The sequence below is a fragment of the Paraburkholderia sp. SSBN10T genome (assembly GCF_056619545.1).
This window is the reverse complement of sequence record NZ_JBWQQI010000004.1, coordinates 393,723-415,956: the sequence shown is the minus strand read 5'-3', so window position 1 is coordinate 415,956 and position 22,234 is coordinate 393,723. Positions and strand designations below refer to the sequence as shown.

At 60.2% G+C, this 22,234-nt stretch carries 20 protein-coding genes and 1 pseudogene; 11 read left to right on the top strand and 10 right to left on the bottom strand.

The genetic code is table 11. The features are described from left to right. Window positions 1–55: 55 nt before the first annotated feature. From AC1ECK_RS08950 to AC1ECK_RS08940, 3 genes are read right to left on the bottom strand one after another with little or no spacing between them, the layout of a single operon-like run. A complete protein-coding gene (locus tag AC1ECK_RS08950) occupies window positions 56–343 on the bottom strand; it encodes a helix-turn-helix domain-containing protein (protein WP_480318059.1) in 288 nt (95 codons plus the stop codon). Continuing rightward, window positions 340–1,338, bottom strand: coding sequence for a serine O-acetyltransferase EpsC (epsC, locus tag AC1ECK_RS08945; RefSeq protein WP_480318056.1), 999 nt, complete (start codon window positions 1,336–1,338; stop codon window positions 340–342). The genes AC1ECK_RS08950 and epsC overlap by 4 nt, the downstream gene beginning before the upstream one ends. Before the next feature lie 33 nt (window positions 1,339–1,371). Next, window positions 1,372–1,839, bottom strand: coding sequence for a rhodanese-like domain-containing protein (locus AC1ECK_RS08940; RefSeq protein ID WP_480318054.1), 468 nt, complete (start codon window positions 1,837–1,839; stop codon window positions 1,372–1,374). Between the two features lie 311 nt (window positions 1,840–2,150). On the opposite strand from AC1ECK_RS08940, the gene AC1ECK_RS08935 reads away from it, so the two are divergent. From AC1ECK_RS08935 to AC1ECK_RS08885, 11 genes are all read left to right on the top strand, one after another. Beyond that, window positions 2,151–2,921 (top strand): GntR family transcriptional regulator, encoded by a 771-nt coding sequence (locus AC1ECK_RS08935; RefSeq protein ID WP_480318051.1) that lies wholly within the window; start codon window positions 2,151–2,153, stop codon window positions 2,919–2,921. After that, window positions 2,918–4,657, top strand: a complete 1,740-nt coding sequence (locus AC1ECK_RS08930) for a fumarate reductase/succinate dehydrogenase flavoprotein subunit (protein ID WP_480318049.1) — start codon at window positions 2,918–2,920, stop codon at window positions 4,655–4,657. The genes AC1ECK_RS08935 and AC1ECK_RS08930 overlap by 4 nt, the downstream gene beginning before the upstream one ends. A 12-nt stretch (window positions 4,658–4,669) precedes the next feature. Then, entirely contained in the window at window positions 4,670–4,915 is a 246-nt protein-coding gene (locus AC1ECK_RS08925) for a 4Fe-4S dicluster domain-containing protein (RefSeq protein WP_480318047.1), read from the top strand. A 121-nt stretch (window positions 4,916–5,036) separates the two neighbouring features. Beyond that, window positions 5,037–6,032 (top strand): HEAT repeat domain-containing protein, encoded by a 996-nt coding sequence (locus AC1ECK_RS08920; protein ID WP_480318141.1) that lies wholly within the window; start codon window positions 5,037–5,039, stop codon window positions 6,030–6,032. Beyond that, the gene (locus tag AC1ECK_RS08915) at window positions 6,029–6,313 is read left to right on the top strand and encodes a gamma-butyrobetaine hydroxylase-like domain-containing protein (RefSeq protein ID WP_480318045.1); all 285 of its coding nucleotides are present in this window, start codon (window positions 6,029–6,031) and stop codon (window positions 6,311–6,313) included. The genes AC1ECK_RS08920 and AC1ECK_RS08915 overlap by 4 nt, the downstream gene beginning before the upstream one ends. Before the next feature lie 406 nt (window positions 6,314–6,719). Next, the gene (locus AC1ECK_RS08910; RefSeq protein WP_480318139.1) at window positions 6,720–7,913 is read left to right on the top strand and encodes a porin; all 1,194 of its coding nucleotides are present in this window, start codon (window positions 6,720–6,722) and stop codon (window positions 7,911–7,913) included. A gap of 454 nt (window positions 7,914–8,367) precedes the next feature. Next, window positions 8,368–9,276 carry a LysR family transcriptional regulator gene (locus tag AC1ECK_RS08905; RefSeq protein ID WP_480318043.1) on the top strand — a complete coding sequence of 303 codons (909 nt, stop codon included), beginning with the start codon at window positions 8,368–8,370 and terminating at the stop codon, window positions 9,274–9,276. Window positions 9,277–9,379: 103 nt separating this feature from the next. Continuing rightward, complete coding sequence (locus tag AC1ECK_RS08900; protein ID WP_480318041.1) at window positions 9,380–9,814, top strand: MarR family winged helix-turn-helix transcriptional regulator; 435 nt, start codon at window positions 9,380–9,382, stop codon at window positions 9,812–9,814. Between the two features lie 130 nt (window positions 9,815–9,944). Next, window positions 9,945–11,453, top strand: a complete 1,509-nt coding sequence (locus AC1ECK_RS08895; RefSeq protein ID WP_480318137.1) for an efflux transporter outer membrane subunit — start codon at window positions 9,945–9,947, stop codon at window positions 11,451–11,453. A 65-nt stretch (window positions 11,454–11,518) separates the two neighbouring features. After that, window positions 11,519–12,679: an EmrA/EmrK family multidrug efflux transporter periplasmic adaptor subunit gene (locus tag AC1ECK_RS08890; RefSeq protein WP_480318039.1), complete on the top strand. Its 1,161-nt coding sequence runs from the start codon at window positions 11,519–11,521 to the stop codon at window positions 12,677–12,679. Window positions 12,680–12,754: 75 nt separating this feature from the next. After that, on the top strand, window positions 12,755–14,311 hold the full coding sequence (locus AC1ECK_RS08885; RefSeq protein WP_480318037.1) for a DHA2 family efflux MFS transporter permease subunit: 1,557 nt from the start codon (window positions 12,755–12,757) through the stop codon (window positions 14,309–14,311). 79 nt (window positions 14,312–14,390) lie between these two features. On the opposite strand, the pseudogene AC1ECK_RS08880 reads toward AC1ECK_RS08885, so the two are convergent. The 7 genes and pseudogenes from AC1ECK_RS08880 to AC1ECK_RS08850 form a co-directional block, all read right to left on the bottom strand. After that, window positions 14,391–14,480: pseudogene (locus tag AC1ECK_RS08880) on the bottom strand (IS6 family transposase); the annotation flags it as partial. 71 nt (window positions 14,481–14,551) lie between these two features. Further along, window positions 14,552–15,064, bottom strand: a complete 513-nt coding sequence (locus AC1ECK_RS08875) for a hypothetical protein (protein ID WP_480318035.1) — start codon at window positions 15,062–15,064, stop codon at window positions 14,552–14,554. 45 nt (window positions 15,065–15,109) lie between these two features. After that, window positions 15,110–16,087, bottom strand: coding sequence for a spirocyclase AveC family protein (locus AC1ECK_RS08870; protein WP_480318033.1), 978 nt, complete (start codon window positions 16,085–16,087; stop codon window positions 15,110–15,112). Between the two features lie 48 nt (window positions 16,088–16,135). After that, window positions 16,136–17,353, bottom strand: coding sequence for a cytochrome P450 (locus AC1ECK_RS08865; RefSeq protein ID WP_480318031.1), 1,218 nt, complete (start codon window positions 17,351–17,353; stop codon window positions 16,136–16,138). A gap of 17 nt (window positions 17,354–17,370) precedes the next feature. Continuing rightward, on the bottom strand, window positions 17,371–18,414 hold the full coding sequence (locus tag AC1ECK_RS08860; protein ID WP_480318029.1) for a 3-oxoacyl-ACP synthase III family protein: 1,044 nt from the start codon (window positions 18,412–18,414) through the stop codon (window positions 17,371–17,373). Beyond that, complete coding sequence (locus AC1ECK_RS08855) at window positions 18,411–20,522, bottom strand: AMP-binding protein (protein ID WP_480318026.1); 2,112 nt, start codon at window positions 20,520–20,522, stop codon at window positions 18,411–18,413. Before AC1ECK_RS08855 ends, AC1ECK_RS08860 begins: the two co-directional genes overlap by 4 nt. Window positions 20,523–20,543: 21 nt before the next feature. Further along, window positions 20,544–21,515, bottom strand: a complete 972-nt coding sequence (locus AC1ECK_RS08850; protein WP_480318135.1) for a beta-ketoacyl-ACP synthase III — start codon at window positions 21,513–21,515, stop codon at window positions 20,544–20,546. Between the last annotated feature and the right edge of the window lie 719 nt (window positions 21,516–22,234).

Below are 22,234 nucleotides of genomic sequence, written 5' to 3'. Positions count from 1 at the left end.
ATTATCAAGACGGGGCCCGACCGTATTCAACATGCTATAGACGTCAGTTGGACGTTTACGGCGTGGTCGACAAGACAGGATGTGCTGCTGCAGCCGGTGTGACGGTTGGTGCAGAAACGGCGTTGCCGCCAAACGACGAGCGCAGCAGGCTCGCGATCGGCACTCCGAAGGCTGCCGCGAGTTTGTCGACCGTGACGATCGAAGCAATCGCACTGCCGCGCTCGATTTCACCGACATAGGAGCGGTTCAGGCCAGCATGCTCGGCGAGCTGCTCCTGCGACCAGGCGCGCGCCTCGCGCAACTCGCGCACTGCCGCGCCGAAGTTTTTGACGAGCGTGCTCATGGTGCGGCGCTCTCCGCGGCAGTGGAGACTTCGAGCGGCAGCAGCGCCGCCGGCGCCGCTCGTGCGTGCTGCGCCGCGTTGCCCGGCGCCGGCTGCTTCGCTTCATTACGCGAGACGGCCTGGGTCACGTGGCTGCCCGGCGCGACATCCTCGGTGAGCCACACATTGCCGCCGATCACCGAGCCACGCCCAAGCGTGACCCGGCCGAGAATCGTTGCGCCCGCATAGATCACCACATCGTCCTCGACGATCGGATGACGGGCGAGCCCCTTCTCCAGATGACCCGCGGCATCGCGCGGAAAGCGCTTGGCGCCGAGCGTCACCGCCTGATAGAGGCGCACGCGCCGGCCGATCACGGCGGTCTCGCCGATCACCACACCGGTGCCGTGATCGATAAAGAATCCGGCGCCGATCTGCGCCCCCGGATGAATGTCGATGCCGGTCTCCGCATGCGCCTGTTCGGAGACGATGCGTGCCAGCAAGGGCAGCCCCAGCCGGTACAACTCGTGCGCGAGCCGATGATGAATCATCGCCAGAATGCCGGGGTAGCACAGCACCACTTCGTCGACGCTGCCCGCTGCCGGATCGCCATGGAAGGCGGCCAGCACGTCGCTGTCCAGCAGACTGCGGATCTCCGGCAGGCGCGCAGCAAACTTGCGCACCGCGGCACTGGCCTGCGCCTCGATAAACTCGTCGGCGCGCGTGTGATGGCGCGCCTTGTAGTTCAACTCGAGCCGTGCCTGAGCGAGTAGCGCATGAAGCGCCGCATCCAGCGCATTCGCAACATAGAAGTTCTCGCTTTCCTGACGCAGGTCGGGCGGCCCGAGCCGCATCGGAAACAGCACGCCCTTGAGGGTGTCGATCACACTGGCCATCGCCTCGCGCGCCGGCAGGTCGCGCCCGCCAGGCTCGAGCGAGCGCTTTTGCTCATCGCGCCATTGCTGACGCACGGTTTGAAGCGAGCGAACGATATCGTCAATGTCAAATACGGCCAAGGTCAGTGCTCCCCGTCCTGAGGTTGAAACCGCTTAATCCTGCACCCACGGCAAGCCGTGAAAACGCCAGCCGTTATGCCGGCCGCGCTGCTGCTGCGCGTCCAGGTCGCCTTCGAATCCTTCCAGTACATTGAAAACCTGGGTCAAGCCGGCCTTGGCCGCCGCTTCGGCGGCGAGCGCCGAACGGTTGCCGCTGCGGCACAGCAGCAGCACCACTGCATCCTTGCCGGTCTTCGCTTCCAGCTCGCGCGCAAAGCGTGGATTGCGGGTAAGGCTGGTGCCGCTCGCCCACGCGACATGCACGCTGCCCGGCACGTAACCGACGAACTTGCGCTCCTCTGCAGAACGCACGTCGACCAGCACCGCCTCGCCTGCTGAAAACAGCGCCCACGCGTCCTGCGAAGAAATACCGCCCGCGTAGGGCAAACCCGCAGCGACGGCGGCTTCGCGTGCCGCTACCAGCGCCGCGTGGGTGGTCTGCTCTGCCAATTCAACTGTCATGACGTCTCCTTGCTCATCTGTCGTCGCCGTTCGGTTTCCTACCGAACGGTGATGCTGGCCGGGCGCCGCAAAAACCATCAGCGTCACCGCCTATAGCCATCAAAACGAACTATGCGAGTCCGCTATCCAAAGCAAAACCAATAAATTCTGATTTCTAAAGAAGCATCCGCGTGGAGGCTCGAGCGGCAAGGCATGACGACGCCGCCTCGGTCGCTGTCCGCAAAACAGAAAATCGATAGCACAATTTATTCGTTTGCCCCGTTTGGCCCGGTCACTACACTCCGCTTCGATCTTGTCATTACAAGTTGACCATGCCGAAAACGAATCTCGTGCCGCTCTCACCGCAGCCGCTTTACGCGCAGATCAAGGACGCGTTGCGCACGCGGATTCTCGACGGCACCTACGCGCCGCACAGCCAGATGCCGTCGGAACACGAACTGTGCGCGATGTTCGAGGTCAGCCGCATTACCGTCCGTCAGGCGCTTGGCGATCTGCAAAAGGAGGGCTTGCTGTTCAAGCTGCACGGCAAAGGCACCTTCGTATCGAAGCCCAAGGCCTTCCAGAACGTGACGTCGCTGCAGGGATTTGCGGAGGCCATGGAGTCGATGGGGTACGAGATCGCCAATCAGTTGCGCAGCTTTCGTACCGTCAAGGCCGACCGTCACGTCGCAGCCAGGCTCAAGCTTGCCGAGGGCGCGCCGGTTACCGAAATCCATCGCATACGCTTGCTGAATCGCGAGCCGGTCTCGCTCGAACTCACGTGGGTCCCGGAGGCATTCGGCAAACGCCTCGCCAACGCGGATCTCGCGACTCGCGACATCTTCCTGATTCTCGAGAACGACTGCGGCGTGCCGCTCGGTCACGCCGACATCGCCATCGATGCGATTCTCGCTGACGACGACATCGCCGCTGCGCTGAACGTCGAAGAAGGCAGTCCGGTGCTGCGCATCGAGCGCCTCACGCACGATGCTTCCGGCACGCCCATCGATTATGAATATCTCTACTTCCGCGGCGACGCGTTCCAATACCGGCTGCGCACCGATCGTCAGAAACAGCGCCGCAACGCAAGGACAACGCAATGAATACGCATGTACTGGAGTACGACATCGTCGTGGTGGGCGGCGGCACTGCCGGACCGATGGCCGCGGTCAAGGCAAAGGAACGCAATCCGGATTTGCAGGTGCTGCTGCTCGAAAAGGCCAACGTCAAGCGCAGCGGCGCCATCTCGATGGGCATGGACGGTCTGAACAACGCGGTCATCCCGGGTCACGCGACGCCCGAGCAGTACACCCGGGAGATCACCATTGCGAACGACGGCATCGTCGATCAGGAGGCCGTCTACGCGTATGCGAAGCACAGCTTCACGACGATCGAGCAGCTCGACCGCTGGGGCGTGAAGTTCGAGAAGGACGGCACCGGCGACTACGCGGTCAAGAAGGTCCACCACATGGGTTCGTATGTGTTGCCGATGCCCGAAGGGCACGACATCAAGAAGGTGCTGTACCGCCAGTTGAAGCGTGCGCGTATCTCGATCACGAACCGTATCGTCGCCACGCGCCTGCTCACCGATGCGCAGGGACGGGTCTGCGGCGTGCTCGGTTTCGACTGCCGCACGGCGGACTTCTACGTGGTGCGCGCCAAGGCCGTGATTCTCTCCTGTGGCGCAGCGGGACGGCTCGGTTTGCCGTCGTCCGGCTATCTGATGGGTACCTACGAGAACCCGACCAATGCCGGCGACGGCTACGCGATGGCCTATCACGCGGGAGCCGCGCTTGCGAACCTCGAATGCTTCCAGATCAATCCGCTGATCAAGGATTACAACGGTCCGGCATGCGCCTACGTTACCGGGCCGCTTGGCGGCTTTACGGCAAATGGCAAAGGCGAGCGCTTCATCGAGTGCGATTACTGGAGCGGTCAGATGATGTGGGAGTTCTATCAGGAGCTGCAAAGCGGCAATGGCCCGGTGTTCCTCAAGCTCGACCATCTCGCGGAAGAAACGATCCAGACGATCGAACAGATCCTGCACACCAACGAACGGCCCAGCCGCGGACGATTCCACGCGGGGCGCGGCACCGACTACCGGCAGCAGATGGTCGAAATGCACATCTCGGAGATCGGCTTTTGCAGCGGACATAGCGCCTCCGGCGTCTATGTGAACGCGCGCGCCGAAACCACCGTGGCGGGACTCTACGCAGCAGGCGATATGGCGGCCGTGCCGCACAACTACATGCTCGGCGCGTTCACCTATGGCTGGTTTGCAGGCGAGAATGCGGCCGAATATGTGCAAGGACGCGAGCATGCGAGCGTCGACGAACAGCAGGTCGCGGCCGAACGCGAACGCGTCTACGCGCCACTTGAACGCGCCAGCGGCCACGCGCCGTCACAGGTCGAATACAAGCTGCGGCGCATGGTGAACGACTATCTGCAACCGCCGAAGGTCACACGCAAGATGGAGATCGGCTTGCAGCGCTTTGCGGAAATCGCCGACGACATCGACGCGATCAAGGCAGTCAATCCCCACGAACTGATGCGCGCGGCGGAAGTTCGCGCGATCCGCGACTGCGCGGAAATGGCGGCGCGCGCCTCGTTGTTCCGCACCGAAAGCCGTTGGGGTCTGTACCACCATCGGGTTGACTATCCGCAGCGCGACGACGCGCAATGGTTCTGCCATACGCATCTGCGCAAGGACGAGCATGGCCGCATGACCAGCGAGAAGCGCGCCGTCGATCCTTACATCGTGCCGCTTGCCGAAGACGAACGCGGCGCTTACCAGAACCTGCGCATCCGCGAATCCGGCGCGCCTGCCGCTGCCATTTGACCAAGGGCCACCATGTCCTATACCCCACACGAAATCTTTCAGCGCAGCAGCGCCCCCGTCACGATCGACGAGAACCTGTGCATTGCCGACAAGGGCTGCACCGTGTGTGTCGACGTCTGCCCGCTCGACCTGCTTGCCATCGACATGAGCAAAGGCAAGGCCTATATGCAGTTCGACGAGTGCTGGTACTGCATGCCGTGCGAGCGAGACTGCCCAACCGGGGCAGTCAAGGTGGACATTCCGTACCTGTTGCGCTAGGGCCTGTTCACGCCGCGGCGCGGCAACCGTTCCGTTGCGTATCGCTGCGCGATAGGCACGAGCCGAGCCACGACGCCTTATTTCGAAGTCCGTCACGCAAACCCGACCCATGAGCATTCAAATGACCGTGCCGCCTATCGCCGCCCCTCACCCGGACGGATTCGATTCAGAGATCACAGCGTTGCTCGCGCGCCTTGCCGACGAAGACGCCGCGGTACGACGCATAGCATTGCTGGATATCGCGGATCTCGAGGATGCTGGCCTGTTACCTGCGCTTGTCGCAGCACTGCACGACGACCCCGCGCCCGAGGTCAGGCGCGAAGCGGCGCGCGTGCTGGCGTCATGGGAACGTGACGAGATCGTGGAAGCGCTGTGCGGCGCGCTCCTCGATCCTGACGCCGAGGTCGGCGCCGCAGCCGCGCAGAGTCTGAGCGAACTCAAGGATCCCGCGTCTGGAACGGTGCTGCGCCGCTGGGTCGAGCGGCCCGAGCCGTTCGTCCGAGCGGCCATCTTGAGAGCGCTGCGTGAACTGCGCTTTGCGGATGCATTCGAGCCAGCGCTACAGGCGCTCGCCGATACGACACCGGGCGTGCGCCTGGAAGCGGTCGCGGTGCTGGGCTGGCTGAAGGACACGCGTGCGTTGGCGCCGCTTGCTGCGCTGGCAACCGGTGACGCCGAGCCCGACGTGAGACGCGCTGCAGTCGGCTCACTCGGATTCGCACCCGCCACACACGCCATTGCCACGGCCGCACTGCTCGACGCATTGCGCGACCACACCTGGAAAGTACGCGAGGAGGCGGCCACCACGCTCGGCAAGCTGCGCGCGCCGGTCGCCCGCACCGCGCTCGTTGCCGCGCTCGACGACGACTACTGGCAGGTCCGTCTGCGCGCCGTGCGCGCGCTTGGCCAGACCGGGGACGCCGGCGCCGCCCAGGCTGTCGCGGCCCTGCTCACACACGCGATCAGCAACCTGCGCAAGGAAGCCGCGCTCGCGCTTGGAGAATTGCGCGATCCCAGCACCTTGCAGGCGCTGCGCAATGCGCTCGACGATCGGGACCCCGACGTGCGCAAGGCGGTGCGCATCGCCTTGCAGCAGGTGGAAAGCGCGGCCCCATGAAGATCCCCCGCGAGATCGCCACCGACGCCGCCACCCGCATGCTTGCGTTCCGTTGGCCAGACGGGCGCGAGCAGCAAATTACGCACGCGCAGTTGCGGCTCGCCTGTGCGTGTGCCGAATGCCGCCGCGTCAGACTCGATGGGCGGACCGTGAGCGTCTCGTCCGATGTAACGCTGATCGATATGCAGACGATGGGTTACGGCGCGCAGCTCATATTCAGCGATGGACACGCACGCGGCATCTATCCGTGGCCGTATCTCGAACGGCTTGGCTCGATGTAAGCAGACGTAAGCACCGGTCACTCGAGCGAACTCGCCAACGCGACGAACGGTTGTTTGCGCAACCATCGCATAAGAACATGACGAAATTTTGGATAGATCCGACTCAGTGTTGCAAGAACGAGACATTGTGAAGTTTTCCATCCCTAAACAATTTTGCTCAGCCGACTTTCACGGAAATTTAATCTGGCGACGACACCATCGCACCGCCTGAAGGCGTGCCTGTCGCAAGCCTGACGGGAATCGCGAGAGCAGCTTTAGTTCGTTCTTGCTTGTAGCAGGCTGGTCGGTGCGCGAATCTTACATTTGCATTGCTTTGGATGCGCGCGCCGAGCAACCTGCATCAATGGGTCACGCCCGCGATGCGGGCGATAGATTCCTCCTCAAATAAAGTGAAGACCAGATGAAAATGAAAAAGACCTCGGTGGCCCTACTCGCACTTGGCGCCTTTGCTGGCGCCGCACACGCGCAAAGCAGCGTGACGCTGTACGGCATCGTCGATACGGGCTTGCTGTTCAACAACAACGTCAAAGGCCTGCACGAGTACGCGCTCTCGCAAGGCACCTCGTCACGCTGGGGCCTGAAGGGCACGGAAGACCTGGGCGGCGGCCTCTCGGCGGTCTTCGACCTCGAAAACGGCTTCACCACCGGCACGGGCACACTGTCTCAAGGCGGCCTGGAGTTCGGCCGTAAGGCATTCGTCGGCTTGAGCAGCAAGCAGTGGGGTACGCTTACGGCCGGTCGCCAATACTCGGTCAGCAATGACCTGACCGCCTCGTTCGCCTCCGGCGCCGACTGGGCTGCCTCGGGTCTTGGCTACGGCACGCGCGCGAGCGACGTCGACAACGTCGATACGTCGAACCGCATCCAGAACTCGATCAAGTACGAAAGCCCGAACTACAGGGGTCTGCAAGCAGGCGTGCTGTACAGCCTGGGCGGCGTGGCGGGCAATTTCTCGCAGAACTCGATCTGGGACGCAGCGGTTTCGTATCAGAACGGCCCGATCAGCCTCGGTGCAGGCTACACGTTCGTGAAGGATCCGTACTACTCGTTCTTCGGCAACCAGGGCAATTCGTCGACGCCGTCGTCTTCGGCCACGGGCGCGAACGACAACATGAACAACAAGATCTTCGGCGGCTACGCTTCGGCCGGTTCGCAGCAGATCATCGTGGCGGGCGGTTCGTACGTGTTCGGTCCGGCAACGGTCGGCCTGTTGTACTCGAACACGCAATTCCAGAACCTGGGTACGGTCAACGCTATCGGCGCGATCTCCACTACGAAATACACAGGCACCGCGACCTTCAACTCGGGCGAAATCAACCTCAAGTACCAGTTGAACCCGTCGCTGCTGCTGGCCGGCGCGTATATCTATACGCACAACAGCGGTGCAGACAATGCGGGCAGCGCGAAGTACAACCAGTTCAACCTGGGCGCGATCTACTCGCTGTCGAAGCGCACTTCGATCTACGCGATCGGCTTCTTTGAGACGGCTTCGGGTATCGATTCGACGGGCAAGAAGGCCGTCGCCGACCTCAACGGCAGCGCTTACTCGGCCGACAACCACCAGCTCGCCGGTATCCTCGGCATCACCCACCGGTTCTAAGCGGGGGACCGGCCGCTCCCGGGCGGCCGGTACACACCGCAAGCCATTTCCATCGCGGCAATGGCTCACCTTCCCCACCGCCGTCCCCCTCCCATAGCGATGTGCAGTCGCTCTCAATCCGCGTCAAAGACGGCACGGATACCAGCGGAAACGTCTCGGTGTTGCTGACGATGTCGGCCGCCTATAACTTCAACCGGCATTGATACGTGCGGGCATCGTGGAATCGTGCGATGACGAGCAACGACCAGGACAGCGACATCTATCTGGGCGGTATCGGGTATCGCTTTTAGACCGCGTGAGCCGCTGTGGCATAGACTGCTGTCTGTCGCCGGAGCAACCGTTGCATATCCTTTGCAATAACGCGTGAGACAGGGTTCGCAACTGGAACGTCCGATGGCCTTGAAAGCGGCCTTTCGTCCACCCTTTTGTTTCCGTTCGTCGAAGAGTGCTCACCATGGAATATGTCGAAAGCCTGCGTGTCTTCCGCTCGGTGGTCGAATTGAAGAGTTTCACCCGCGCGGCGGATATTCATGGGCTGGCCCGGCCAGCCGTGTCGCGGGCAATCGCGGGGCTCGAGGAACGGATGGGATGCCGGCTATTGAACCGGACCACGCGGCAGATCTCCCTCACCGAGGCGGCGGAGCGCTTTTACAAAGGTTGCGTGCGCATCCTCGACGAGCTGGATGCGCTCGAGGCGGACGTCGCAAACCAGACACAAAAAGCAAGCGGCGTATTGCGCCTTGTCTCCCATACGACGGCAACGCTAAACCGGCTGGTTCCCTTGATCGCCGGATTCAAGCGGGCTCATCCGGATGTCACGCTGGACGTGACGCTGACCGAGCGGCCCGTCGACCTGGTTGCCGACGGCTACGACCTTGGCATCGTCGTCCCGTACATGGTAACGAGCGAGACGACGGTCGTGCGTTTGCTCGAACGCATTCCGCTTGTCATCGCCGCGACGCCGGAGTATGTGCGAGCCTCGTCGATACCGCAGCATCCGTCGGACCTGGCCGATCATCTTTTCGTGGCGATGTCGCCGTCGATTCGCCGCCCCTGCCTCAACTTCCGGGACGGCGAGCAGGAGCTGAGCATTCCGTTTCGTTTCGAGGTTTCGTCGAACAGCCCCACCTTCAACCGCGAAATGGTGCTGCAGGGCTTCGGAATTGGCGTGGTGCCCGCAGACCTGATAGAGAACGAACTAGCCTCGGGAAAACTCATCCGCCTGCTCACCGATTTCCAGCTTGTCGACGAAAGCATTGAAATCCGGCTGGCTTACAGCAACCGCACACTGCTGCCGGCCAAGGTGCGCGCATTCATCGACTACGCGGCCTCCTTCTTCGCGACGCCCGCGGCATCGCGGTAGTCCGGCAAAAGACGCTGAAACGCGCCATTGGTGCGCGCAACGACAACAAACTGATACTCCTGCCCGTATCGATTCCCGGCGGCCGTTGCATTAATCTGTGCGTATGCACTCAAATGATCTTACGGACGACGATTGCTTCGCCCTTCGCCAGGCCTCCCGACACATTTCGAAGCTTTACGAGCGTCATCTGTCGGAGGCCAGCATCACGCCCACGCAGTTCAGCATTCTCAGGACGCTGCGGCGTCGTCCGAAGTTGACGATGGCGGAACTGGCCAACGCAATGGTGATGGACCGAACGACTCTCGTTCGGGCGCTGAAACCGTTGCTCCGGCGTGGCTTCGTGGTCGCTCCTGCCGACGGGCAAAGCAATCGGCGACTGCGCGTCGGACTCACCAGCAGAGGGTCTGCGAAGCTCGACGAAGCCGCCGCTCACTGGACGGCTGCACAGGCCAGCTTCGAACGTAGCTTTGGGCGGCAGCAGGCAACGCATCTGCGAAGTGAACTCTTCCGCATGACGAGAAAGCTGTCCGAAAGGTAACCACAAGACAACAAACTGATTCAGTTCCGAGCATTGATACGCGAACACCTGAACCCTAATGTGTGCGTATGCACTATAAGCCGTTTGAAGACATGTTCCCCAGATTAGCCAAAGGAAAAACGAAACCATGATGAATCACCATCGACCCCAGTTGCGGGCAAGCGCATGGGCGGCCTCGATAGCCGCGGCGGTCGCCGCGCTCAGCCTCGCCGGATGCGTCAACTACGCCGGCATCAAGAGCGACAAGCAGATCGCCCCTCCCGCAAAGTTCGAGACGCAGCAGAGTTTGCCGGCCGAGGGCGGACAGTGGCCAGCCATGGATTGGGCCAGACAGTTCGGCGATCCACAACTGCCGGCATTGATCGACGAGGCGTTGCAGGCTAATCCCAGCATCGATCAGGCACGCGCCCGGATCGAGAAAGCATCCTCATATGTCGGCAGCGCCAACTCGACCCTCTACCCGAATGTAACGGGCAGCTATACGTGGACCCGACAGCTCTATACCGGCAACGGCATTGTTCCGCCTCCCTACAACGGCACGTGGCAAAGCGAAAACAACGTGCTCACCAGTGCTTCGTGGGATCTCGACCTGTGGGGCAAGAATCGCGAGAAGCTTCGTCAGGCCGTGTCGCAGGAAAAGGTAGCCGACGCCGAAGCCGAGGAGGTGCGCATCTCGCTTGCCGCTTCGGTTGCAAGCACATACAACCATCTTGCGCAGCTCTATGCGTTGCGCGATATCGAGATCCGCGAAGTAACGAACCGCGAGGATATCGGGCACATCACGGATGGGCGCGTTGGTGCGGGACTCGACACCAATGTGGAACGGCAGACCGCCTACGGCGAAACCGCTACGAGCCGCTCCAGCGTCAGCGACCTCGACGGGCAGATCACGACCGTGCGCTATCAGTTGGGCGCCCTGCTTGGCGAGGGACCGGACCGCGGCCTCAAGATCGCCAATCCCTCGCTTGGAGAAGGCGCCAGCGTCGCGCTTCCCGACAACCTGCCCGCCGATCTGCTTGCGCGTCGTCCGGACATCGTTGCGGCCTACTGGCAGGTGGATGCAGCCACTCACGATGTGAAGGAAGCGAAGGCCGAGTTCTTTCCTGACGTCAATCTCTCCGCAGCGGCGGGACTCGATGCGTTTGGCTGGGGACGTCTGCTCACGGCTGGAAGCCGAACGCTTCAGGTGGCACCGGCAATTCACCTCCCCATCTTCGATGCCGGAGCCCTGCGCTCGCAACTGAAGGGCCGCTATGCGGACTTCGATTACGACGTCGCAACGTACAACCAGACGTTGATCAACGCGCTATCCGACGTTGCCACGCAGGTCACGCAGATCCACTCGGCCGACCGTCAACTGGTCGACGCGCGCCAGGCACTGGATGCGCAGACCCAGGCGTACCAGCTCGCTGTCGTTCGATACAAGGCCGGTTTGAACCAGCAACTGCAGGTGCTGAACGCCGACGACAACCGGCTGGCGGCCGAAACGGCCGTCGTCGACCTCGAGATGGGCCGCCGCAACATGCAGATCGGACTGGTCAAGGCACTGGGCGGTGGCTTCGATACCTCGCGTGCAGGCCTTGCGGCAACCGCAGAGACACCGATTCCCGCGCCGTCCAACGGCACGACAACGCAATGAACGACCCGATCGGCCGTCAGGCATAGCCGCAGGACGGCATTTCCCCAATTTTTCAGGAGCTATCGATGAACACACCTCAATCAGCACCGGCCGCCGAGCCGGCGAAGAAATCCGCAAAACGCACAGCGCTGCTTGCGCTGCTGGCTGCTTCCCTTGGCGTCGCGGGCGCTGCGTACGGAGCCTACTATTTTCTCGACGCCCGTTACCACGTCGATACCGACGATGCCTACGTGAACGGCAACGTCGTGCAGATCACACCTCAGATCACAGGCACCGTGATCGCGGTCAATGCCGACAACACTCAGGTCGTGAAAAAGGGCGAACCGGTGGTCCAGATCGATCCGGCCGATGCAAGGATCGCGCTGCAACAGGCCGAGGCCAATCTCGGTCAGACCGTGCGCCAGATACATGGTCTGTATGTCGACGACGACAAATTTCGCGCAGACATCGCACAGCGCGAGTCGGATCTCTCGAAGGCCCAGGACGACCTGCGGCGCCGGCTCTCCACCGGCATGACAGGGGCCGTGTCGGACGAAGAGATCTCGCATGCACGCGACGCCGTCAGGTCGGCTCAGGCCGCGCTCGACGCTGCCCGGCAACAGCTTGGCGCCAATCGCGCGCTGACGGCCCATACGTCGGTCGAGAACCATCCGGACGTAGAGGCAAGCGCTGCCCATGTCCGCGACGCCTACCTCGCTTATGCGCGCACCACGTTGCCGGCGCCCGTGACCGGGTATATCGCGCAGCGTACGGTGCAGGTCGGACAGCGCGTGTCTCCCGGCACGCCGTTGATGTCCGTGGTGCCGCTCGAACAGGTTTGGGTCGATGCGAACTTCAAGGAGTGGCAGCTTCGTCACATTCGGGTCGGACAACCTGTCGAACTGAGCGCCGACGTCTACGGCTCCTCCGTCACCTATCACGGCAAGGTAGTGGGCTTCACGCCGGGCACCGGATCGGCACTGGCGCTGTTGCCGGCGCAGAACGCGACAGGCAACTGGATCAAGGTGGTGCAACGGCTGCCGGTGCGCATCGAGATTCCCCCCGCGGAACTGGAAAAACATCCGTTGCGCGTGGGTCTTTCGATGAACGTGGATGTCGACGTCAAGGACCCCAGAGGCGCGGAACTCGGCACCGAGCCGACCTCGACCTACAAGACCGACGTATTCGCCAAATATGGCGACGACGCAGATGCTGCGATCGCACACATCATCGCCGCCAACGAATGATCGCCTCCACTGGTCAGGAGCCTGTGAAAGACGCCCTGCCCCTTTTGCCAGACACCCCATCGCCGGATCTTCACCATGACCACCAACCATCAGAATCCGCCCCCGCTCACGGGGGCGACACTCGCCCTGGGCTCGCTAAGCGTAGGCCTCGCGGGCTTCATGACCGTGCTTGACTCATCGATCGCCAACGTTGCCATTCCGACCATCTCCGGAAACCTCGGCGTATCGGTCGATGAAGGCACGTGGCTGATTACCGTATTTGCCGCCGCCAATGCAATCGCGATCCCGTTGACCGGCTGGTTGACCCAGCGACTGGGTCAGGTTCGCCTGTTCGTTGGCTCGATATTGTTGTTCGTGTTTGCATCCTGGCTGTGCGGTATTGCGCCGACACTGCCTATCCTGCTTCTTGCGCGTGTGCTGCAGGGCGCCGTGGCCGGACCGCTCATTCCGATGTCCCAGGCACTCCTGCTCAGTTCCTGGCCAAAAGCGAAATCCTCGCTGGCGCTATCGCTATTCTCGATGATCGTGGTGACCGGGCCGATTGTGGGGCCGGCACTCGGCGGCTGGGTGACGGACAGCTATAGCTGGTCATGGATCTTCTATATCAACATCCCGGTCGGGCTGTTCGCTGCCGCGATGGTCTGGATTCTCTATCGCAAGCGCGATACACCGGCCAAAAAACTGCCAATCGACGTTGTCGGGCTGGTGCTGCTGATCGTCTGGGTCGCGTCGCTTCAGGTGATGCTGGATAAGGGCAAGGATCTCGACTGGTTCTCGTCGAGCACGATCGTCGTGCTGACCATCGTCGCTGCAGTCGGACTCGCGGCATTCATCATTTGGGAGCTGACGGAAAAGAACCCGATTGTCGACCTGACGCTATTCAAGCAGCGCAACTTCCTTGGCGGCACGGTTTCGATTGCCGTAGCGTATGCGATCTTCTTTGGAACGCTGGTGCTTCTGCCGCAGTGGATGCAGGAATATCTGGGCTATCGGGCAGTCGATGCAGGGCTCGCTACGGCGCCGCTGGGTATTTTTGCTGTCATCGGCGCGCCGATCATGGGCAAGATCCTGCCACGTTCCGACGCGCGCATCATCGGCACGTTCGCATTCATCGGCTTCGCGATCGTCTACTACATGCGCTCGTATTTCTACACGGATCTCAGCGAAGGGTACATTATCCTGCCGACCCTGCTGCAAGGTATTCCGATGGCGCTGTTCTTCGCACCGCTAACCGTGATCATCCTGTCGGGGCAGCCGCCCGAAAAGGTGCCCGCCGCTGCCGGCCTGTCCACCTTCGGACGCATGTTCTTTGGCGGCATCGGCACCTCGCTGGCGGGCGTGGTGTGGAACAACCGGACGATCATGCACCATGAAATCCTGACCCAGCAGTCGAGTCCGACCAACCCGCTGTTCAATGCGCAGATGAACGCGTACCACTCGGTGCTCGGTCTAGGCCAGCATGCATCGTATGCGTTGTTCGACCAGACAGTACAGTCGCAGGCCGCGATGCTGGGCCTGAACGACGTCTTCTATGGCGCGGCGATCGTCATGATCATCATTATCCCGCTCATCTGGATCACGAAGCCCAGCAAAGCCGGTGGTTCGAGTGACGCAGCCGCGGGCGCGCATTGAAACAAGGCTGGGGCGCCTGGCGGAAACGGCGCAGGTTGTCCCTGCCGACTGGCGCAATTGTCTCGCGACCGGATGAGGTCCAACGCCGCCCAGCTCGACCAGATATGTACGTCTCATCCATGCACCAACTCTTGACCACCGGCCGCTTGCGGAGGCGAAACGCTTTCTCCAGTTTCGTGTCTGCGCACATCATAGCGAAACGTCTTACTGCAACAGCGTCACATGACGAACTTAGCTTTTTCAATGCCATACATAGCCCTCGCCATCATGCTCCAACGCCGTAGCGTAATGAGCAGGACGCTCGTTGAACGCCGCCAGCTCCACTCTCAGCTTCTCGTCAGGCGAAAGGTGATTCAGCATGAAAAAGAAACCGACAATGTCAAACGGATGCTCAATGAAGAGCCGCAAACCTCGGTCGGCGGATGCCGCAGTGACGTCGACTAATTGTCCTGCCGATGTCCGAATTATCGAATATGCGCTGAAGACGTGCGTCGCTTCGTCGTCCACGTCATACCACCACCCGCGCACGGCTCTGTCCGACGGATGCGACGCGACCCAGACGTCCACCCTATCGTGAGAAAACCACCCCGGCCCGGCGTGCAGCGGCCGGACGACCGGCGCCCCGGGCAGACGAAGCGCACATTCGAGGCGATCGAATAACGCACAGGCAAGACGATATTGATGCTTACCGGGCGGTAACGTCCGGGCAACCGATGTATTCATGGCTCGATGACCTCCAGCAATGTCCATCATGCAACGCCGATTCCAATCATGGTCCGTGTCAGACAGATCTTGTGCCTATGCGCCTCCCAGATAACTGGGCAAGGAAGATAGGGGCGCGCCCACGCTGCCCGCTAACCAATTGACACCTATCACGGCAAAATAAACAGCATTCGCGAAGCCGGTCAGTGCAAGCACACGAATCGGTGTCCGCATGCGTGTCGATATTTGCACATCCTCAATACCGCGCTCGACGAATGAAATACCCCAACGGCCATGCTGTTCCCGCAGCATGGCCATGCTGCCGCACAATATGCCGACGCTCAGCGGGCCATACAGCGGCAACTGGCCCAAGGTTCCGCTCCACAAGGTCAGGAAGGGAACGGCGACGACATAAACGTAAAGTCTGTTCGAGAGAAAACTGTATTCAAGTAGCGTATCCAGCAATGCTAGCGCGATCACCCCGCCCAGGAAGATGCCAGCCATGCCAATGTCGGACCGCAATCGCGTGAGCAGACGTGCGACTAGATGAAAGACCCAACTGAACAGCAGATACCACCATATATACAACGGCACGACGAACAACAGCGGCTCCGGCGTGCAGCCGGCCACGCCGGAACGCCACCCGGGAATGCGCGCATTCCATGAGCCGAGGTTCAGCATCACTGCGTTATATGCGACGATCGGCCTGAAATAGTTGATGGCCGTATCGAGCCACAGGGTGGACAGTCCGGCTATGACCAGCATCGCATCCCACGTCAGCCTACCTTCGCGTTTCGATCGAAAGACGCAGTATGCGACGACCGCCACTCCGCCTACGACCGAGATCGACTGCGAGAACCATGCTCCTGCTCTAACACTAGCTGGTACCGGATCGATCCCCGTCGAAGCAGGGCTCGCATCGCCGGAAATCAGCCACGACAGCAAGACATACGCTTGCAGCATGACAAACACCGCGCCGACTCCCGACCAGCACACCACTGGAAGCCGCAAGAAACGCGCGATCGAGATCGTAAAAGGTGGAGAAAGAACCTTGGAACGGTGATGGAACAACATGTTGCCCTCCTTTCCATTCAGCTCGAGTGCACGATACGCGCGCGTCATCTACCACGTCGCCAGCAGCGATTCGACACCGCGCACAGTGTTCGACGGATGCCAAACGAGATGATCCAGGTTGGCGATCCGCAATTCCGGCAGACGCTGAAACAACGTCTCCAACGCAACCTCGACCTCGATAGTGGAAAGCCGCGCGCCGAGGCAGTAATGCAGGCCGGCACCAAAGCTGACGATTTGTCGATAGTCTTCAGCGGGCCGGTCGAGCGAGAACGTGTCCGGATCGGTGAACCGTTCGGGATCGCGATTGGCTGATCCCACGGAAAAAAGGATCGTAGAACCGCGACGAAAGCGACATCCTTCGATATCCGTATCGTCCAATACATCGCGAAACGCAATCTGGATCGAGCTCTCGTATCGCAATGCCTCGGATACGGCTACTGGTATCAGCGAAGGATCGCTCATCACCCGATCCAATTCACGCGGGTGCCGATGCAGTGAGACGAGAGCGTTGCCGATCATGTTCGCAGTGGTTTCGTGTCCGGCGAGGAACAACAACACACAGTTCGCGACGATTTCGTCATCCGTCAACCGCTCGCCATCGTCTTCCGCCTCTATCATTCTGGACAAAAAGTCGTCGCGAGGTTCTCGTCTGCGCGCGTCGATTTCCCGGCGCAGTATCTCCGCGATCTTCAATGTTGCGGCGTTGGCTTCGTCGATCTCCGGCCCGCTGATACCAGACCATTCGAATGCACAAGTCAACGGCACAGTGAGTTCATGCCATTGGCGGCCCAACGGACCGATGATCGTCTCATCGAGATCCAGAAGCCTGGAGACCGTCAAAATCGGCAACGGTAACGCGAATGCTTCGACGAGTTCCACGCTTCGTCGGTTGATGAACATGTCGATCAGTTCGTTCGAAATCTCGCTCGCCGTTTTCCTGAACACATCGGCATGTCCCGCGCCGAACGTTTTCATCAGTAGTGCTCGAACACGCGTATGGTGTGGCGGATTCAAGAACAGCAGCATTCGATAAAACATCTCGAATACCGGATCATGGAGATGACTTTCGCCGTAGCGCTGGCGCACATATTCCTCATGCCATCGTCCGAGCCGGCGATCGCGCAACAGTGGATCCGCCATCGCGTGTCTGCCCGTTATCCAGACGTGAGGTAGCAAACTGACGAATTTCGCCTCCTTTCTGAGTTCCACATAGAAAGGATAGGGATTCTGATAAAACGCTGGTGTGGTGCAATCCGCGAGATCCATACAATTGCCTCCATCGGCTATAACTGGAACGAGAACGAAGCGAAGGACATTCCCGCACTACCCACCCAGCCGGCGAGCCAATCGCCCGTTTTGACGGCATCTTCTTCGCACGCGCGCGCCAACGCGACGGGTACCGATGCCGACACCACATTACCCAGTTGCGGATAGATGAAATAGATTTTGTCCTGCACACCGAGCTTGTTGCCCATTTCCCACCATGCCTGTAAAGACGCCGCATGCGGAAAGATTGCCCGAAAGCGCTCAAACGGCATCGTCAGCTTTTCGAATACCTGAATCGCATAGGGCTTGCCCGCTTTGAACATATCGTGCGCAAACGCATGAAACTGGTTGGGCCCGTTGCATCCGAGCCGCTCGGTCGGCATACAGTAGCGGCGATAGGCATCCATCGGCACGCTGCATAAGTCGCTGTATTGCGCGCAGCTGTCGAAATGAAACTCCCATGGCGACGCATCATCTCGCACCAGTACCGTCGCGCTTACTGCTTCCCCGATCGTATACGATGCGAGGTTCCGTTCGACTGCCTGGACGTCGCTCAGCCGGAAACAGGCTGGGTTGACCCGGCCGCCGGGCTGCATATTGCATTCGCAGTTGACGATCAGCGCGTTGCGATATTGTCCAGCCGAAAACAATGCCGATGCGATGAACGCGCCGCGCGTCCAGCTCATGCATGCATCGACGATATCAAAACAATGTGCATTTGGCATGCCGAGTGCCGCGCCAATCAGGTAGCCCATCGCGGGTTCGAGAAAGCCTCGGTCGACACCGGTATAGATAATCAGTTCGATTTCCGACCGTTTGAGACACGCATCGGCAACGGCCGCATCTATCGCTTTCGACAGCAGGTCGAACGGCATCTCACCGTCTTCCAGCCAGCGACGTTCGCGCGCACCGGAATAAGTCAGAAAAAAATTGATGCGATTGAGCGCGGTACGCAAGTCGTCCTTCGAAATCGCGGTGCTATGTTGGGCGACCATATTCGCGATATCGAGATTCGTCACGACGCGCGACGGCACGACGGCCCGGATTCCCGCGATCTTCATCGACGCACCGTGTGGCCGGATGCCCGCTCGTCCCCGCCCATGGCAGACGGCCAACCACGGCCGGTACGCGGTACAACGCTCGCCAGATACGCGCCCAGCCGCATGATGTCCGGACAATCAAGAACGATCTCCGCCGGCAGCGCGACACCAGATTGCTCCTCCAGTTTGCCGATCATTTCGAATTGGGCGAGCGAATCCAGGCCGAGCGCGGCGAACGCTTCATTCAATCGAATGTCCTCTCGCGCAATCTGCAATCGTCTCGAAGCGAACTCAGCCAGCCACACCATCCATTTCTCGGCTTCCTCGTTCGAGCGTTCGCCCAGATTGTCGTTTCGCCGCAAGGAGGACCTTTCGCGCAGGCAAGCGACGACGTCAAGTGTTCCGTTCAGATACCGGTTTCGCGCCGCATACCGCTGCACTTTGCCGCTCGACGTCAGTGTGCAGGTTCCAGTCCGAACGAAGACCACATCGTGAATCTGAACACCATGATCGCGCGTGACCGATTCTCGGATTGCTGAAAACGCTTCCGAAAGGTCTAAACCATGTCGCGCGGATCGCGTCATTTCGGCCACGACAACCAATAATTCGTCGGTCTCTCCCTTGATCGAAAACGCGCAACATCGTGCGAACCGGACCGCCCGATGGGCGATCTCAACTGTCATCTCGATGTCTTGTGGGTGGAGATTGCGCCCTCGAATGACGATCAAATCCTTGATCCGCCCGGAAACATACAACGCGTCGTCGATAACGAAACCCAGATCGCCGGTTCGCAGGTACGGACCTTCCCCCGCAGCGGTATAGGCGCGCATCGTTTCGTCGCTCGCAGCCTCGTCGCGCCAATAACCTTGCGCCACGCTGGCACCGCGCACCCAAATCTCGCCAATACGATCGGCCGAACATTCTTCCAAAGTCGCCGGATCGATGATGCGGATTTCGGTACCGTTGTGCGTCCACCCACAGCTTTGGAACTCATACGGCATGCGTTCGTTGTGATGCTCGACCGCCGGAGCGACCCGGTTCTGTTCATACAGGTTTGCATCTAGCCGGACCGCCACGGCAGGTTGGCCTGTGGGAACACTCGTGACTTTCAATGTACATTCGGCAAGCCCATATCCCGGGCGGATAACATCGGCCGCCAGGCCGCATGGCGCGAACGCTTCCGTAAAACGCCGGACCGTAGCGGGACGCACGGGTTCTGCCCCATTCATGCATATCTGCCAACTCGATAGATCGAGGGATGCCTTCTGTGTCGAGTCGACACGCTGCACACAAAGATCGAACGCGAAATTCGGTGCAGCCGAATGAGTTCCGCGAAAATGGTCGATGGTTCGCAACCATCTGAACGGTTGTTGGAGCACCGCCGCCGGTAAGAGCGCATAGGACGGGAAACCGAAATACAGCGGCAGCAATATCCCGTGTATCAGCCCCATGTCGTGGTAGACCGGCGTCCAGTTGACCATGATGGACGAACTGTCGTACCGGTACGCCGCATGCATGTCGTTGAATACCGAAACCACATTGCGATGACTGACCATGACGCCTTTCGGCGAAGCGGTCGAACCGGACGTGTATTGAAGAAATGCAATGGCGGTATCGTCGACCGGCCTGCACGATGCACGATTTGTCTCATTGCTCGTCGTGAGATCGATGGAAAGCCACCGCACGCCTTCGAACGGCGTCCCGACCCGCGAGGATTCGGCATCGACAGCGATCGCCGAGGACGTCGCGAACGCGACCCGCGGACGGGCATGGGCGACGATCGACAGGAGCCGGTCGAGGTCACGCGATACCCGGCCAGACTTGATCGAACCATGAATCGGGTAAGCAGGCACTGCAATGACGTCGGCCATCAAACATGCCACGAACGCAACGACGAAATCCACGCCGCACGGCAGCAGCAAAATGGCGCGATCTCCTGGTTCGCAATGCCTCATCAGTTCCAACGCAACGCGTTCGCCTCGCGTTACGATATCCCGATAGGTGAGCGAGAATTCCAACCGACAATCGGGAGAAATCAGGCCAAAAGCGAGACGATCGGGTTGAGCCAACGCATGCGCGTACAGCGCGTCACACAACGTCGGCCCATCGGAATCCAATGTGTTCATCATGATATGAAGTGCTTTACATGCCTAGAATCGGAGCAATGCAGAAGCCCAGGTGAAACCGCTTCCGAATGCCTCCATCAACAGAATGTGGCCTCGCTGAACCCGCCCCGCCCGCACGGCGTGGTCGAGCGCAAGCGGAACCGATCCGGCGGAGGTGTTCGCGTGCTCTCCAACCGTCACTACGACTTTCTCCATCGGCATATTCAGCCGTCTTGCCGTGGCCTCGATGATGCGAAGGTTCGCTTGATGGGGAATCAGCCAATCCAGCTCGCACACCTGCATACCTGCGACGCTCAAGGTTTCCTCGGCTAGGGCGCTCAATGTCTTGACGGCCATCTTGAACACCTCGTGCCCCACCATGCTGACGCGCATTCCATGATTCGGCGCTCCTGTCGTAAAACCGGCCGATACGCCCACCGGGCTGTACAGCAAATCTCTGTACTGGCCATCGGCATGAATGCGCGTCGCATAAATACCCGCTTCCGTATCCGCCTCCAGAACCACGGCCCCGGCACCATCGCCGAACAATGCACAAGTCTCGGCTTCCTGCCAGTCCAGCATGCGCGTCAGCGTTTCGGCACCGATTACGAGAACCTTGCTCGCTTGTCGACTCCGAATGAACTTGTCGCCGATGCTCAGCGCATAGAGAAACCCCGAGCAAGCGGCATTCACGTCGAAAGCCGCGCATCCGCTTACGCCGAGTTCATACTGCACCCTGCAAGCAGTCGAAGGAAAAATGAAATCCGGCGTTGTCGTGCCGAGAATGATTAGCTCGATCTGAGCCGGCTTCACATCGGCTGCTTCCAGCGCGCGCCGCGCGGCAAGCAACGCGAGCGTTCCCGTCGTCTCGCCCGCCGCGGCGATGTGACGCTGACGAATACCGGTGCGCGTGTAGATCCATTCGTCACTCCGCTTGACCAGATCGTCCATCTCGGCGTTGGTCGCAACTCTCTCCGGCAATGCGCTGCCAGTTCCCGTGATCCGGGCATAGCACATGCTCATTTAATTTGGCCCATCGAACCGTATGCCATTCGAGCTCAGCGTCATCGCTCATTGCATCGAGGCCTCTTACAGCTTCGACCCGTATTTAACTTTCAAGATCCAACGCTGTTTTATGACTTTTAAATGACTGGAATGATTGGCGATTGTCGATTTTTATATGTGCCAATACATCTCTCACGAAGGAAGTGTTTTTTTAGCCCGTCCTCGCTCAGCATAGGTCGCCGAACTTTTCTAAACAAGATTTTTTACAACCCAAATATTGTCTTCAGAACCGATATTCGGGTTCTGTCGCGATAAGACGAGTTGATCAACTGCGCGCCGTATACCAGCTCGGTTACTGCCTTGAAATCGGCTGACATGGATTGCCGCTGGCTAGCGGCCAGATCTGTAAGCATCCAGCGCGCACCCCAGCGCCTCGACCGACATCAGGCCGTCGCACTCAGCGATCGCCCGTATGCGCTCGTCAAACTCCTGTATTACCTGCGTTCCATACGGGTCCGCTCAGAATCAGATGGAGAAGTAAAGCAGCGAATATGGGAGACCACGCATTTGACCAGTGAGCTACTTGAACAAAACGCCACTGCCTTTGACGAATCTAGCTAGGCGATACTTCGGTTTTGATCGGTATCGCCGAATACCGTCGACTGCCGGGCATTTAATTTCGCCATCACGTCGTTGAGCTTCGCTCAAGATGATCAACTTGCGTTGGGACT